Source organism: Kordia jejudonensis (genome assembly GCF_001005315.1).
GTDB classification, from domain to species: Bacteria; Bacteroidota; Bacteroidia; order Flavobacteriales; family Flavobacteriaceae; genus Kordia; species Kordia jejudonensis.
Window position 1 is genome coordinate 131529 of record NZ_LBMG01000009.1, and the last position, 12366, is coordinate 143894.

The following is a 12366-nucleotide window of genomic DNA, read 5'->3' on the forward strand; positions in this document are numbered from 1 at the left end:
TATTTATTTTTAGGAATGATCTGCCAACCCGCAAGGTTATCTTCTGTTTTTTTCCTAATTTTAAAAACTCCAAAAAAGTACTATGTTTAAACAAGACCAAGAAATTTTTAATGTCCTTTTAGGCTCTGTTTCTGAAGGTGTTATTATTGTTGATGAACATCAAAAAGTAGTGGAAGTAAATAGTGCTGCTGAAAAAATGTTTGGGTACACGAAAGACGAACTCGACAAACAACATTTAAATATTCTTATTCCAAAAAACTACCACGCTGGGCACGATGCACATTTTAATGGTTTTATGAAAGCTAAGCAACGTCGCCAAATGGGACAAGGTCGTGATATTTATGGCGCTAGAAAAGATGGAAGTGTTTTTCCTTTAGAAGCTGGATTGAACCCTTTTTCTATATACGGAAAAAATTATGTCATGGCACTGGTGATAGATATTTCTATTCGAAAAGAACACGAGCAAAAGATTAAAGATTTAAACACACAGTTGGAGCAAAAAGTGCTGTTGCGGACACAAGAATTGAGCGAAACAATTGAGCAACTAGAAGTAGAAAATGCCAAACGTTTGGAAGCAGAAGAAGAGGCAAAAACTGCATTGAAAAGAGAACAGGAACTAAACGAATTAAAGACAAAATTTTTATCCTTAGTTTCACATGAGTTCAAAACTCCGCTGAGTGGAATTTTGACATCCACCATGTTGTTAAGCAAATATAAGCTTACGGAACAGCAACAAAAACGTGACAAACACATTAAAACGATTTCTGATAAAGTTCATTATTTAAATAATATTTTGAATGATTTTCTTTCGATAGAGAAATTACAAAAAGGAAAAGTCAATTATAAGCTTTCTACTTTTAAAGTGAGTAAGGTGATAAACGAGGTTGTGTACAATGCAAATATGTTGTTGAAAGATGGACAACAAATCAATTATCCTGAAAATATTGACAGTTTTTCACTATATCAAGATGAAAAAATTGTGGAATTAGCCTTGTCAAATTTGGTTCACAATGCCATTAAATATTCGTCTGAAAATACCATTATTGATATTATCATTACACAAAATGAAACTACGACAACGTTTCAAGTAAGAGATAATGGAATTGGAATTCCTGAGAAAGATCAAAAAAATATTTTTAATCGTTATTTTAGAGCCGAAAATGCCTTGTTGACGGAAGGAACTGGTATTGGATTGAATATTGTAAAAGATCATTTAGAAAATTTGCACGGAAGTATTGCCTTTGAAAGTGTTGAAAATGAAGGTACTGTATTTACGATTACGATTCCTAATAAAGCTGAATTATGAAAAAAGTATTGTTAATAGAAGATGATGCCGTTTTACGCGAAAATACTGCCGAATTACTCGAACTTGCTGCGTACGATGTCACGACAGCTCCAAATGGAAAAGTTGGTGTTGAAATAGCGCAACAATTACTTCCTGATGCTATTGTATGTGATATTATGATGCCCGAATTGGACGGTTACGGTGTGCTAGAATTTTTATCGAAACAAGATCATACAAAATATATTCCTTTCATTTTTTTATCTGCAAAAACGGAACGTCAAGATGTCCGTAAAGGAATGGACTTAGGCGCAGATGATTATATTACCAAGCCATTTTCCGAAGACGAACTCATTAGTGCCATTGAAAGTCGTATTGCGAAGGCATTAATTTTACAAGAAGAACGCGAGAAGTATCAACATACGACTTTTGCTGAAGATGAAAGCAATATTCGCACGCTAAACGATTTGAAGAATTTCTTTGATGACAACGGCGAGATTTTCACGTATAAAAAAGATGAAGTTATCTATGAAGAAGGACAAAATTCTAACTTTATTTACTTGATTACAAAAGGCGTTGTAAAGTGTTATAAATTAGACGAACAAGGAAAAGAACTGACAACAGCTTTACACAAAGAAGACGATTTATTTGGCTACACATCATTTACACAAAACATTGCATATCAGGAAACTGCAACTGCCATCAAGGACGTAGAAATTGTAGGTTTGTCTAAAAATGAGTTGAAAAATGTTTTAAATAAAAACCATAAAGTTACGCTCGAATTGATTCAGTTGTTAACAGATAATTTGTCTACGGTAAAAGATCAATTGCTTCAAATGGCGTATAGTTCTGTGTACAAAAAAACGGCAACGACAATTTTAAAATTTGCTGAAAAATTGAATCGCAAGCCAGACGATCCAATCAAAATTTCGAGAAACGATTTGGCAAGCGTTGCAGGAATTGCCACCGAAACACTCATCAGAACCATGTCGAGCTTCAAAAAACAAGGCTTGATCGAAATTGAAGGACGAAATATCAAAATTGTAGACCTTCAAAAACTGCAGCAAATCTGTTGAGTCTCTTCTAAAAAGTTGAAAACATGACAAATATCATATTTTAACTAATTGCTTCCATTTAGATTTGTTATCAAAGTGTCATCTAGATGAAAAATATATTATTACCAACAGACTTTTCTGAGAACTCGTGGAACGCCATAGCGTATGGACTTCAATATTTAAAAGATTTTAATTGTAAATTTTATGTGTTGAATGTTAATAGACTGAGCAATCTTATTGATGAAGAAGTACGCTATACTCCTACCTTAGATGTCATTGAAGATGTATATGTAAAACCTGCACAAAGAGAATTACAACGTGTAATACACCGAATTAAAAAGACACTTCCAACAAATAAAAAACATCATTTTTACACACTTACCGATCATAATTTCTTTATCGAATCCATTCGAAATCATGTAGAAGAAAAGAAGATTGATTTAATTATCATGGGAACAAAAGGTGCTTCTGGCTTGAAAGCATATATTGCTGGAAGTAATACAGGCGCCGTAATTACAAAAGTAAAATGTACCACGTTGGTTATTCCAGAAAATGCAAAATATACAGATATTAACGAAATTGCGTTTCCAACCGATTTCATTTTATCGTACAATATGCAAACCTTATCGCCAATTGTCAATATTCTAGATAGAACCAATGCTTCATTGCGCATTCCGTACATTACAAAAGCCAATGAACAACTGAATGCAAATCAGCAAGCAAATAAAGAACTATTGGAAGACTTTTTTGATGATTATAAATACAGTTTTCACTTTTTGACGAACACTAAAGTTGAAGAAGCCATTCAAGATTTTACAGAAAAAAGCAATATAGATTTGATGATCATGGTAGCCAAAAACTTGAATTATTTCCAGCAAATTTTATTTCATACCAAAGTAGAAAAAATTAGTTATCATACGGATATTCCTTTTTTAGTGCTGCACGAATAGCCTAAAAAATCTTCATTTCAAGTACAAAAAAGCATTTGAGTCAATAGTAAAATGATATCCGTTAATCGTACGGAACAAGCTTTCATATCTTTGTAACAAATAAATTAATAACTCTAAAAAATATACAACTATGAAACAAGGAAACGAAGATTTCGATTTTGTTAAAGATGAAAATAAAGAACAAGGAAATTACATTTTTCAAAAAAATAAGAAGACAAAAATAGCATTTTTCTTCATTGCCGCTGTGTTAGCTATTTTAATTTTTGCAGTAGCATTGACCATGACTATCTAATATAGTATCATCATCATTACTTGATGAGCGCTTCCATAACTACAACTTAAGGCTGTTTTTCGCTGAGATATTTCCAGTAGCGTTTTGGCACATGTCGCACATGCAACAACATATTTTTTCGCGATTCAATATTTGTACTCTTAAAATAGTTTTGCCACAATTCTTGAAACTCCAATTCAGCATTTGCAAAGAAATCATCAGAAGTTTTCGTAAAGTCAAAGCTTTTTGGAAATTCCATCGCTACAATTTCTACCGTATGCAAATTATAATACAATCCGTATTTTCGTTTAATATCATAAATCATCCACTTTTGATCAGCATAGCGCGATTTGAAGTGTTTTGAAATTAATGGCAATACGTTAAAATCGGGTTCAATACTCGCAAAATACAAATTATCTTTGGTCAATCGGAAACGCACAAATGCTTCCATCCGATGTTTTTCACGCCCTACACTTTTGGTTATTTTGGCTAGTTTTAAAACTGTCAAATTTGAAAAATCTTTCTCTATATTTTCTTTGGAAGCAAAAACTTGCTGAATGTAATCTAACAATATATTTTCAACTGCCAATTCTTCACTGAGAAACGAATAATATATTTGATTTCGACCGTAAGTGGTCAATTTTTTTTTCAATCCTTTCCACACTCTATCCGCATGTTCTTTGGAAGTAAGTACTTCTGCTACAGCTCCAAAAAACGATGGCTGTACATGTGCTACTTTTTGAATATCAACATGTACTAATTTTTCTTCATATATCTTAAATACTACACTTAGAAAACCTTCAAACGAACCGTCATATGTTAATACTTGTTGCATTAGCCAAATAAATTTAATTGACTACTTGTTGCGTTTCGAAACTTACTTTTAGAATTTTGTAAAATCAAACCTTTGATGGTTGCAGGTTGCAAATCGCGACGTTCAAATTGATTAGAATTGCACACGATAAAATATTTTGCTCTATTGAGCGCAACACCTAAACGTTTGAGATGTTCCCAGTTGAGTTGTCTAAATTTTCGAGCTTGCAAAATTTTATAAACTGATTGCATTCCCAAACCTGGCACTCTTGCCAACATGCGCTTGTCTGCTTGATTGATATCTACAGGAAAATGCTCAATATTACGCAATGCCCAACCCAATTTTGGATCTATGTCTAAGTCCAAATGTTGGTAATTTTCATTGAGAATTTCACTTACATCAAAACCATAAAAACGCATCAACCAATCGGTTTGATACAATCGATTTTCTCGTAACATTGGTACTTCCGTGCCAATTTGTGGCAATCGACTGTCGTAACTTATCGGCACATATCCTGAATAATACACACGTTTCAGGTTGAATTTTTTGTAGAAAAAGTTAGAAGCTGTCATTATTTGATAATCATTTTCGCCACTTGCGCCAATAATCATTTGCGTACTTTGCCCAGCTGGTGCATATTTCGGCGTACTTTTGATAATTTTTTTCTCAGCTTTGTATTGAATAATTTCGTTTTTAACCTTTTTCATCGGCTTGATGAAGTCTTCCCGATTTTTATCTGGCGCCAGCCTTTTTAAACCTGCTCGTGTTGGAATTTCTATATTAACACTCAGTCTATCAGCATACAAACCAGCTTCACGCATGAGTTCATCCGAAGCACCTGGAATTGATTTTAAATGTATGTATCCATTGAAGTTTTCTTCCAAGCGTAATTTTTTAGCAACTGAGACTAAACGCTCCATGGTGTAATCTGCATTTTTGAAGATTCCTGAACTGAGAAATAAACCTTCAATGTAGTTTCTGCGGTAGAAATTAATGGTTAAATCGACAACTTCTTGCACTTTAAAAGCTGCACGTTTGATATCATTACTTTTTCGAGTCACACAATATGCACAATCAAAAATACAATGATTGGTCAGTAATATTTTTAACAACGAAACACAGCGTCCATCTTCAGTGTATGTGTGACAAATTCCCATGCCCGTTGCATCTCCTAAACCTTTATTTTTATTGGCTCTATTGCTTCCGCTAGAAGAACAGGATACATCGTATTTTGCTGCATCTGCGAGGATATTGAGCTTTTCTTTGATTCGTTCAAAAGACATAAAAGTTTCTGTTTGATATTTGGGAATATTGACTACTACAATGACTGCAAATATAACATTTTACAGACAATTTTAAAACATATGTTTAATTTAATTCTGTTAAATGTTTAAAAGACTATTATGTGAATGAATTATATAGTTAAGCAAAAAAAAGCGGCTGCCTGAAAATTCCACTTTTCAGACGACCGTTATATGTGTATGTGTTTATTTTAAAATATTTCTACCACAAACATGAAGCTATCATTTGTACGATTTCTCATGTTTGGCATCGGTTTATTGAATTTTATTTTTGGCAATACTTGTGTCACAATATACGTGTTTCCACATATTTTTGGATGTTTTGGATTGAAGCTGATTTTGTCTGCGCGTGCATTTGCCAATTGCTGATGAAAGAAGTATACTCGCTGTCCTACTCTTGGATTTTTCCCTACAAACGAAATTTGATCTGTATACCGAACGACTACTTTTGCAACTCTTCCGCCTCTTTTTGCTCTAAATGCTTTGGCGTTTGTATTTTTTGGTGGACCCGCGTTTGTAGTGGTTCCTGTTGTTGTAGTTGTACTTGTTTTGGGTTGCACAAATGCTGGTTTCCAAACAATTCGTGAACTTAATGAAGTTGCTTGAATTAAAGGTGTATTGTTTTTACTTTCAATGATTCCAATAAACATGGAAGTCATATTGTTTTGTATCAAAAAACCGCCGCCAGCTAGTTTTATGACACGCCACAATGCGCCTGGACCTGGACTATTTGTTTGTTTTATTTTGGAACCTCTTTGTCTTGCTCCAAAGTTTGCAAGAAACATTTTAGAGTCACGATTTTGAATTCGATACAATCCTTTATCGCCATTCGGGATAAATCGCCAATGACCGCCTGTTGCAATTTGCAGCTTAGCAACCATTACGGCTCCTGTAGTTTTTTGTCCGTTATTAGCCATTTTGCCATTGCTCTTGGCATTTTCTAGCGTGTACCACTTGTTGGTATCTACTATATCTTGCGCATAAGTAGCAATTGTAAATCCTGCACAAAGCACAAGTATGCTTATTAGTTTTTTCATGAAGTTAATTTTGGTTGGTTTTCTCTTCACAAACTACTACTTTTTTAAAGCATGAAAAATTATTACGGCTTAAGTGTATGTAAATTAGTTAAGTGAACTTCCGAATTGTGCTTCGATCGTTATTTTTAAAATCTATGTATAACGAAAAAGAGGTTGTCCAATAAGTATTAGAAAGCCTCATTCTGAACTTGATTTAGAATCTCATTATACTGATTTTCAATGGTTATGAGAAATCGAATCAAGTTCGGTTTGACGAAATTCAACTTTTTAGACAGCCTCTTACATTACTATATACTGTTATAGAAATACACAAATACGGTTGATACATCTTGATGCTCTGTCAATAAAGAAACAATCTGATCGGCGTACACAACCTATGGGAAATTGAATTCCTCCATTGATACTTCCTTGTTCTTTTTTGTTGAGCTCTTGTGCTCCTTTTACATTCAAAATTGATTTTAACATGATTATAATTTTTTGGTTTGCCCTAAATTATAGTTTTAAACGCTGAATGCTCTACGGATAAACCGTAATTAACGTCAGCTCTGTAAGTGATTCAATTCATATTTGTAATTGAGCTTACAAACTCTTTGCTAAATACCACATTTTCTGTGTTTTATTTTCATTTTCTTTGCTTTCCCAAAGAAAAGAAACAAAAGAAAGGGAACTTTTCCAGAGGTATTTTTAGTTTTTCTTTTTGAAAAAAACTAAAACCGCATGAATTTCCCTAAATTTTTTAGTTCACAATCTTTTTATTTTAAATCAAGGAGTTCATGAATCATCGATTTCCAAGGATTCAAAAATTTTTAACGGAAAACCCCTGCTATACTGCGGAAAAGACAAGTATCAAACGAAATTTTTACGTCGAATTCACGTTAATTAATATATTGATTTTTTGGAATTTAGCTTTAAGAAATGGTAATATTTATCCCTTCATTTATTGTAGGTCTGTACGTTTCTAATAATGCTTTGAGTGCTTTTTCATTTGGCTGTAAATCTGTTTCTTTTGATGGCGATAATGTATCTACCATGTCAAAATACGGTTGCAATTTTCCTTCTAAATAACGTTGTGCAATAATGGGATGTACATAATATTTACGACACACAGTTCGGGTATTATTCAGCGCGACCGCTGCTGCATCAATTCCTTCTAAAATTTGTTTTTCCTTTACCTTTACATCCTCGGTGCGCGGCATATTTTTTAATGTATCAAAAAAGATCAATGATGCTGCCCACGTTCGGAAGTCTTTCGCTGAAAAGATATCGCCACACAAACTGTGAATGTATTCGTTTACCATGCCACTATCAATGGAATGTTTTTCACCAAATTCGTCATAATATTGAAACAATTCCCAACCTGGAATTTCCTCACATTTGTTCAACAAACGTGTTAATTTTTTATTTCTAATTGTGACTTTGTGTTCTTTTCCACGTTTGCCAATATATTGAAGTGTAAATTTTTCTTTATAGGTTTCTATGTGTCGCGTGCGCATGGTTGACAATCCGTAGGTATTATTTTTTTTAGCATAATATTCATTCCCGATTCGGATATGCGATTCTTCTAATAATCTGATGACAATTGCCAATACTTTGGTACGCGTCCATTTTTTTTGCTCAATATCTATAAACACTTGTTTTCTGAGTTTGGGCAATGCTTCTGCAAATGAAATCATTTTGAAGAATTTGGTCTGATTCCGAATTTTTTGCCATTTAGGATGGTATCGATATTGTTTTCTGTTTTTTTCGTCTCTTCCTGTGGCTTGTAAGTGTGCATTTTCCAAACGTGCAATTCGAACATTTCTCCAAGCTGGTGGAATAACTAACCCTTTTACACGTTCTAAATCGGTTGTTTTAGTGATGGGTTTTCCATGCAATTCATATACAAAATCTTCCTTCACTCGTTTTCTCAAAATACTTAAAATATCGGGTGTTGTATACGTTAAGTTGTAGATGTCAATGATGTCTTCCGGCTGTGACCGTAATGCTTTAATGAATGCTTTATTTAACGTATAATTTTTCATGCCGTTTGTATTTAGAAACTAACTATCTCGATTTATTTTATTCAAATTTTGTTAATTTTTATGTAAAATACAATCTGATTTATTGTTTGAGTTAATATAAAAATTTTTTACGGCAATACTGACTTTATTCAAGAGATATCTTTGTATCAACAAATCGAAGTTCGATTTAATGCATTAAAAATTGTTTAACCAAAAATAAGTAAAAAATGAAAAAATTAATGTTATCACTTACAGCCTTGTCACTATTATTTGCTACAAGTTGTGATGTAAAGCAAACCCAAGAAACTAAATTACCAGATGTTGATGTTTCTGTCGAAGAAGGACAGTTACCATCATTTGATGTAGAATGGGCAGATGTAGAAATTGGTACAAGAACCAAAACTGTTGAAGTACCGAAAGTAGTAGTTGTGATGGAAGAAGTTGAAGTAGAAGTTCCTTATGTAGATGTGAATATGCCAGATGAGTTTGGAGAGAAAGAAGAACGTACTATTATGGTAGAAGCTGAAGTTGACGGAGTGGAACATGAGATTGAAATTGATAAAGTATATGCTAGTAAAAATAATTTGATTGTAGTTTCATCTTTAGAAAAAGGAGATAAAACCTTAGGAGATAAAAAAGTACGTGTATCTGATCAAATTACCTTAAATGCACCAGACTTAAATGTAAAACATTTTATTGTTGGTGAGCGACCAAATAGAGTGTTTAATTCAGCTTACAAATATTTTGCAACGGAAGCTGCTTTAGAAGCGAGATTAGAAGGATATACTGAAATTTACTCGGACTAATCTGAGTTTTTTTCAAATTGAGAGAAGAGAGAAAAGAAGAAAGAGAATAGAGAATAGAGAATAGAGAATAGAGAATAGAGAATAGAAAAAGAAAAAAATAAATTACGATGGCTTTCGTTAATTGGAGCTATCTCTAAAAAAATTGCTATGAAAATTTTTGAAGCTATTAGAAAAGACCACGACATACAGCGCAAATTACTTGATGAATTAATTGAAACTTCTGGAGATAGCGAACGAAGAACACAATTATTTGAAGCTGTGAAGCACGAATTGAAGATTCATGAAGATGCTGAAGAACGTCATTTTTACAAACCATTAATTAGTGATGATATGATGCAAGATCATGCACGACATGGAATTGCAGAACATCATGAGATTGATGAGTTGGTGGAAAAGTTGGAAGAAACGGAACAAGATTCTTCCGCGTGGTTAAAATATGCCAAAGATTTACAACACAAAGTACTTCATCATTTAGAAGATGAAGAACGCACCTTTTTTCAGTTAGCAGGAAAAGTGTTGACTGAAAAACAAAAAGAAGAACTTGCTACAAAATATGTTGCGTTTATGGACAAATGTCGCAACGGTGTAGCTTGATTAAAAAAAAATATTAATACTAAAAAAAGAAAAAATTATGTACAACTACACAGATGAATTAGGAAATAGATTGAATGACCTTTTAGAGAAGAATTATGATGCTGAGAAAGGTTACAAAAAAGCTGCCGAAAATGCAAAGTCACAAAATTTAAAAAACTTCTTTGAGCGTAGAGCTTCAGAACGTTACAATTTTGGACATGAGATTAAAGCAGAATTAAAAGATTTAGGACAAGAAATTGATAAAGGCGGAAGTATTCAAGGATCTGCACACAGAACTTGGATGGACGTAAAATCATGGTTTAGCTCAGATAATGATGAAGCGATGTTAGAAGCTGCCATTACAGGAGAAAAAGCTGCCTTGAGTGAGTATGATGAATTATTGAGTAAAGAAAACGAACCTCACGTACCAGCACGTATTGAGAGTGTATTAAATAAGCACAGAGCAACAATTAAGCACGAGTTGGATACTATTAAAACATTAGAATCAATTCAATAGTAATTGATTTCCAAGTATAAAAAAAATGCCTCAGCAAAAACTGAGGCATTTTTTTGTGTTCATCGTTTTCTTCTTAAAGCGAATCGTCACAAGTTCTATTTCCGTATGTTAAAACGGTTGTTCCCCAACAATCAATTAGTTCACTACCAGATTCTGACGGTGCGTGTTCTGTACCTGCACAGTCTAAAGAACTACACAAATAGTGATATCCCGAAATACCTCCTTTAATGGTTTCTTGAAGATTTAAACTTGAAATTGATTTCTTGTTTAATCGTAAACTTTTTAAGCTTGACTTTTTCATTTTGATGTTTTTTAATGATTTCTATGACTCGAATATCCAAAACGATCGTATGGGAAACAAGAAACGGCATTGACCATTCATGAATCGTCAATAAGAATATTTACGCCATCATATTTTAAAGGACTTTACAATGAAAAAGGGTTGTTGAAATTAAACATGGGAATTCATAAATTTCGAGTAGAAAAAAGGATTTTTGCTGCTTTAAAAATTTCTATTGATACAAGAATACTTATTAGCTACAACGATGAAAGCACTATTTTTGATGATTCAACCAAAAAATTGATTCGTTTTTTAAGCGTTTTAAGTCTCCTATTTCTAAGTCTCCTAACTGTACTACAAATGCGTTAACATTTTATAAAAGCGTAACTTGGATTATAAAAAAACTTCGCCAGTATATTTATAAAGTTTTTTGGAAGCGTAATTACAACAAACTTCTACTCACTAAATTCATTTGATGCAAACGCCAAATTCTATGCTTAAATAACGTCCGTTGGATATAAGTTATTCAATTCATATTTATGATTGAGCTTAGAAGCTCCTTGATAAATACCATATTTTCAGTGTTTTATTTTCATTTTCTTTGCTTTCCCAAAGAAAAGAAACAAAAGAAAGGGAACTTTTCCAGAGGTATTTTTAGTTTTTCTTTTTGGGAAAAACTAAAACCACATGAATTTCCCTAAATTTTTTCCAAGGCTTACCTCGTGAAATTTTTTCATTTTGTTTGTGTTTGAGTTACTTTTTTTAACACTGTAACTTACTGATAATGTATTTATTATATTTAATACTGGATTCACTTCTAAACTTAGATAACTATCATTTTGACGGTTATACCTAATTCCATTAGGGAACAATAGATTTTGCAATTTCTGTTTTACCATACAATCTGATAACTCCCACATATTAGGTAAGTTAGCTAGTAATTTTATTGAGTTTTCAACATGTAAATTAAACTTAGATTTTTCAATTGTACTTTTTTCAATTTCCTTCAATACTCCTGCTTCTTCCAATTTTAATTTTTCACTATGCTTACTGTAAAGTTCCATATTTATTTCGCCATATACAAAACGTTCCTCTACTTTTTCAATCTTTTCTTTAATTGCCTTTAGATTGTATCTTAAATGCTCTGTAACATCTTTATTTGATTCATTGTAATACTCAAAGGTATATTTCATTTGAAGTTTTAACGGTGCAATGAATTTTTCGTCTATTTGAAATGTCGTTAAAAGGTTTTTAAACTTCTCGTTTAATTTATCGGCACGACTGTAACCGCTACAACCTTTTGCGTTACATCTGTAATAGTTTATCTTATATACTTTTTCTGTATATCCCGTGATTGGTTTTCCGCAACTATCACAAGTTATAAATCCTTTTAATGGCAAATGCGGATTGTTCTTTTTATGCTTAAAACCAGCGCCATTCTTTTTTGCGTTGATATTATTGACTTTTAAAAACAATTGCT

At 32.7% G+C, this 12366-nt stretch carries 14 protein-coding genes; 7 read left to right on the forward strand and 7 right to left on the reverse strand.

Going from position 1 to position 12366, the window contains the following annotated elements; translation table 11 throughout:
• The first annotated feature begins 82 nt into the window (after nucleotides 1-82).
• From AA089_RS07055 to AA089_RS24650, 4 genes are all read left to right on the forward strand, one after another.
• Nucleotides 83-1306, forward strand: coding sequence for a PAS domain-containing sensor histidine kinase (locus AA089_RS07055; protein WP_046756224.1), 1224 nt, complete (start codon nucleotides 83-85; stop codon nucleotides 1304-1306).
• Nucleotides 1303-2358 (forward strand): response regulator, encoded by a 1056-nt coding sequence (locus AA089_RS07060; RefSeq protein WP_046756225.1) that lies wholly within the window; start codon nucleotides 1303-1305, stop codon nucleotides 2356-2358. Before AA089_RS07055 ends, AA089_RS07060 begins: the two co-directional genes overlap by 4 nt.
• Before the next feature lie 86 nt (nucleotides 2359-2444).
• Entirely contained in the window at nucleotides 2445-3287 is an 843-nt protein-coding gene (locus tag AA089_RS07065; RefSeq protein WP_046756226.1) for a universal stress protein, read from the forward strand.
• A 130-nt stretch (nucleotides 3288-3417) separates the two neighbouring features.
• Nucleotides 3418-3579, forward strand: coding sequence for a hypothetical protein (locus AA089_RS24650; protein WP_156168936.1), 162 nt, complete (start codon nucleotides 3418-3420; stop codon nucleotides 3577-3579).
• Between the two features lie 46 nt (nucleotides 3580-3625).
• Here the strand turns inward: AA089_RS24650 and AA089_RS07070 are convergent, their stop codons facing one another.
• From AA089_RS07070 to AA089_RS07085, 5 genes are all read right to left on the reverse strand, one after another.
• Nucleotides 3626-4393: a TIGR03915 family putative DNA repair protein gene (locus AA089_RS07070; RefSeq protein ID WP_046756227.1), complete on the reverse strand. Its 768-nt coding sequence runs from the start codon at nucleotides 4391-4393 to the stop codon at nucleotides 3626-3628.
• Entirely contained in the window at nucleotides 4393-5655 is a 1263-nt protein-coding gene (locus AA089_RS07075; protein ID WP_046756228.1) for a putative DNA modification/repair radical SAM protein, read from the reverse strand. Before AA089_RS07075 ends, AA089_RS07070 begins: the two co-directional genes overlap by 1 nt.
• A gap of 209 nt (nucleotides 5656-5864) precedes the next feature.
• Nucleotides 5865-6710 (reverse strand): RICIN domain-containing protein, encoded by an 846-nt coding sequence (locus AA089_RS07080; protein WP_046756229.1) that lies wholly within the window; start codon nucleotides 6708-6710, stop codon nucleotides 5865-5867.
• A gap of 297 nt (nucleotides 6711-7007) precedes the next feature.
• The gene (locus AA089_RS24655) at nucleotides 7008-7175 is read right to left on the reverse strand and encodes a hypothetical protein (RefSeq protein ID WP_156168937.1); all 168 of its coding nucleotides are present in this window, start codon (nucleotides 7173-7175) and stop codon (nucleotides 7008-7010) included.
• Between the two features lie 443 nt (nucleotides 7176-7618).
• On the reverse strand, nucleotides 7619-8731 hold the full coding sequence (locus AA089_RS07085; protein ID WP_046756230.1) for a DNA topoisomerase IB: 1113 nt from the start codon (nucleotides 8729-8731) through the stop codon (nucleotides 7619-7621).
• Between the two features lie 206 nt (nucleotides 8732-8937).
• Between AA089_RS07085 and AA089_RS07090 the strand changes: the two genes are divergently transcribed.
• The 3 genes from AA089_RS07090 to AA089_RS07100 all read left to right on the forward strand — a co-directional run bounded on the left by AA089_RS07090 (nucleotide 8938) and on the right by AA089_RS07100 (nucleotide 10606).
• On the forward strand, nucleotides 8938-9516 hold the full coding sequence (locus tag AA089_RS07090; RefSeq protein WP_046756231.1) for a hypothetical protein: 579 nt from the start codon (nucleotides 8938-8940) through the stop codon (nucleotides 9514-9516).
• Between the two features lie 147 nt (nucleotides 9517-9663).
• Nucleotides 9664-10110 (forward strand): hemerythrin domain-containing protein, encoded by a 447-nt coding sequence (locus tag AA089_RS07095; RefSeq protein WP_046756232.1) that lies wholly within the window; start codon nucleotides 9664-9666, stop codon nucleotides 10108-10110.
• A 37-nt stretch (nucleotides 10111-10147) separates the two neighbouring features.
• A complete protein-coding gene (locus AA089_RS07100) occupies nucleotides 10148-10606 on the forward strand; it encodes a ferritin-like domain-containing protein (RefSeq protein WP_046756233.1) in 459 nt (152 codons plus the stop codon).
• A gap of 73 nt (nucleotides 10607-10679) precedes the next feature.
• On the opposite strand, the gene AA089_RS07105 is transcribed toward AA089_RS07100, so the two are convergent.
• Nucleotides 10680-10907, reverse strand: a complete 228-nt coding sequence (locus AA089_RS07105) for a hypothetical protein (protein ID WP_046756234.1) — start codon at nucleotides 10905-10907, stop codon at nucleotides 10680-10682.
• A gap of 656 nt (nucleotides 10908-11563) precedes the next feature.
• On the reverse strand, nucleotides 11564-12366 hold an 803-nt coding region (locus AA089_RS25155; protein ID WP_193786562.1), incomplete at its 5' end, for a zinc ribbon domain-containing protein.

Bases quoted from the DNA above. Each gene is read 5' to 3' on its own strand.
- AA089_RS07055 (WP_046756224.1), top strand. From the start codon at position 83: ATGTTTAAACAAGACCAAGAAATTTTTAATGTCCTTTTAGGCTCTGTT.
- AA089_RS07060 (WP_046756225.1), top strand. From the start codon at position 1,303: ATGAAAAAAGTATTGTTAATAGAAGATGATGCCGTTTTACGCGAAAAT.
- AA089_RS07065 (WP_046756226.1), top strand. From the start codon at position 2,445: ATGAAAAATATATTATTACCAACAGACTTTTCTGAGAACTCGTGGAAC.
- AA089_RS24650 (WP_156168936.1), top strand. From the start codon at position 3,418: ATGAAACAAGGAAACGAAGATTTCGATTTTGTTAAAGATGAAAATAAA.
- AA089_RS07070 (WP_046756227.1), bottom strand. From the start codon at position 4,393: ATGCAACAAGTATTAACATATGACGGTTCGTTTGAAGGTTTTCTAAGT.
- AA089_RS07075 (WP_046756228.1), bottom strand. From the start codon at position 5,655: ATGTCTTTTGAACGAATCAAAGAAAAGCTCAATATCCTCGCAGATGCA.
- AA089_RS07080 (WP_046756229.1), bottom strand. From the start codon at position 6,710: ATGAAAAAACTAATAAGCATACTTGTGCTTTGTGCAGGATTTACAATT.
- AA089_RS24655 (WP_156168937.1), bottom strand. From the start codon at position 7,175: ATGTTAAAATCAATTTTGAATGTAAAAGGAGCACAAGAGCTCAACAAA.
- AA089_RS07085 (WP_046756230.1), bottom strand. From the start codon at position 8,731: ATGAAAAATTATACGTTAAATAAAGCATTCATTAAAGCATTACGGTCA.
- AA089_RS07090 (WP_046756231.1), top strand. From the start codon at position 8,938: ATGAAAAAATTAATGTTATCACTTACAGCCTTGTCACTATTATTTGCT.
- AA089_RS07095 (WP_046756232.1), top strand. From the start codon at position 9,664: ATGAAAATTTTTGAAGCTATTAGAAAAGACCACGACATACAGCGCAAA.
- AA089_RS07100 (WP_046756233.1), top strand. From the start codon at position 10,148: ATGTACAACTACACAGATGAATTAGGAAATAGATTGAATGACCTTTTA.
- AA089_RS07105 (WP_046756234.1), bottom strand. From the start codon at position 10,907: ATGAAAAAGTCAAGCTTAAAAAGTTTACGATTAAACAAGAAATCAATT.